The organism is Bartonella sp. ML69XJBT, assembly GCF_028618515.1.
Lineage (GTDB): Bacteria > Pseudomonadota > Alphaproteobacteria > Rhizobiales > Rhizobiaceae > Bartonella.
Map to the genome: position 1 here is coordinate 1 of NZ_JAQITB010000103.1, position 1795 is coordinate 1795.

Annotated in this window: 3 protein-coding genes; all 3 read right to left on the reverse strand. The window is 34.2% G+C overall.

Annotation, left to right across the window (positions count from 1 at the left end):
• Window positions 1-68: 68 nt before the first annotated feature.
• Window positions 69-533, reverse strand: coding sequence for an SMI1/KNR4 family protein (locus PVV68_RS10290; RefSeq protein WP_273722002.1), 465 nt, complete (start codon window positions 531-533; stop codon window positions 69-71).
• Between the two features lie 107 nt (window positions 534-640).
• Window positions 641-1105, reverse strand: a complete 465-nt coding sequence (locus PVV68_RS10295) for an SMI1/KNR4 family protein (RefSeq protein ID WP_273722158.1) — start codon at window positions 1103-1105, stop codon at window positions 641-643.
• Window positions 1106-1125: 20 nt separating this feature from the next.
• A partial coding sequence (locus PVV68_RS10300; RefSeq protein WP_273722160.1) for an HNH/ENDO VII family nuclease occupies window positions 1126-1795 on the reverse strand: 670 nt, incomplete at its 5' end.

Below are 1795 nucleotides of genomic sequence, written 5' to 3' on the forward strand. Positions count from 1 at the left end.
TTTTGAAAACAAAAAAGAATGACGGCTTTAACAGTGTATTTCAAAAGGAAACCGCCCGCCAAAAAGCGTCATTCCAAATTAGCTATAATTCTTTTACAGAGGAATTCATAGAAGTTACTTGCGTAATGCTCTGAATCTCCAGATGCAATTTCAACATAGAGTGGGCATTCACCATCCCGAAACTGAGAATAATCAAAATAAAATGACTCATCCAAATCATTTGTACAAACGACAAGCTGTTGTGGTTTTGCTAAACCATTTTTTATATCTGTTAAGTGATTGTAAACAATATCATCACTACGTGCAATCTCAAAGTCTATAAGATAAACGCTCATTATTTCTTCATAACCAATTTCTCCTCCTCCGTAATTTTTTAAAAAACTCTTGTAGGAAGTTGTAAACTGCAAACCGAGAGTTTTCTCTGCTTTTTCAATTAGTACATCATCAACTCCATCATCAGCAGTACCAAAATTGATACGATCGCTATACTTATCAACTAATTGTGCAACATCCGATAAATTGTAAGTTTTCATAGATTATCCCCCCTAAAAAATATTAACGATGCTTGCATTCTTGAAAAGAAAAAAATAATGGTGGTTTAACATTGCAATTTGGAAGTAAAACCACCATACAAAGAAATTTACTTCAAATTATCTGTAATCCTTTTACAGAGGAATTCATAGAAGTTACTTGCATAATATTGTGGATCCTTGGGTGGAAAATCAAAATAGAGTGCACATTCTCCATTCTGAAATTGAGAATAATCGAAGAAAAATGTCTCTCCAAAATCGGTTCTACTAACAATAAGTTGCTGTGGCGTTGCAAAACCATTTTTTCTATAATTTAAGTTTTTATAAACAATATCATCACTACGAATAATCTCAAAGTTTGTATCATAAACGCTACATATTTCCTCACCACAAATTTCCCCTCTTCCATAGTTTTTTAAAAAACTTTTATAGGAAGACGTAAACTGCAAACCAAGAGTTTTCTCTGCTTTTTCAATCAGTGCATCATCAACTGCTTCATCTGTAGAGCCAAAATCGATACTATCGCTATATTTATCAATTAATTGTACAACATCATCTAAAGTGTAAGTTTTCATAATTTGTTCTCCATAAATTGTTATTTTCTAGTTGCTATATCTTTATTTTCATAACCTTTAGCACGTTCTTTCCAGTATTTCTGTCTCCACAAAGCAAATGCATCCCTATCAATAGCTGATCCCATTGTGTTAGGATTAATGTGAATAGCAGAATGATGTTTATTATGAAACGCATTTGTAACTTCTGCTATGGGACCATCATGTGTTTGTAGCATATGGTGTAATTCAATAGGCTCGTTATCGAAACCTATAGGTGCTCTTCCTGTTTTCATTCTTTCAATATTTGTACCTGTCACTTTTTTCTTGTTGACTGTCCAACTAACAATCTGGTTAGGATCAAACAGTTTTTCGCTCTGATAGACTTTGTTTGTCTGAGTAATTTTTTCTCCCTTGTTAGTTATTTCAAACTCAACCTCAATAGGTTTTGACCAAAATTTTCTTTCCTGCCCAAAATATTGAGTTGCAATAGCTTCATCGCTCATTTTTTCTAGCGATTGTGCAATTTCTTTCCCAACATGAGCAGTATTTACTTCAGAACTAGTTGCTCCCGTTATAGCCACTTCTTCAGCTTTAGCAGCAAATTTGATGAGATCTTTTTCTACAAGCTTACCCGCAAGCTTTATGCCTCCCTTGACTACTCCTGCTCCTCCAGCAAAGTTTTCTAGCACTCCGGCTGATAATCTTCCGCTT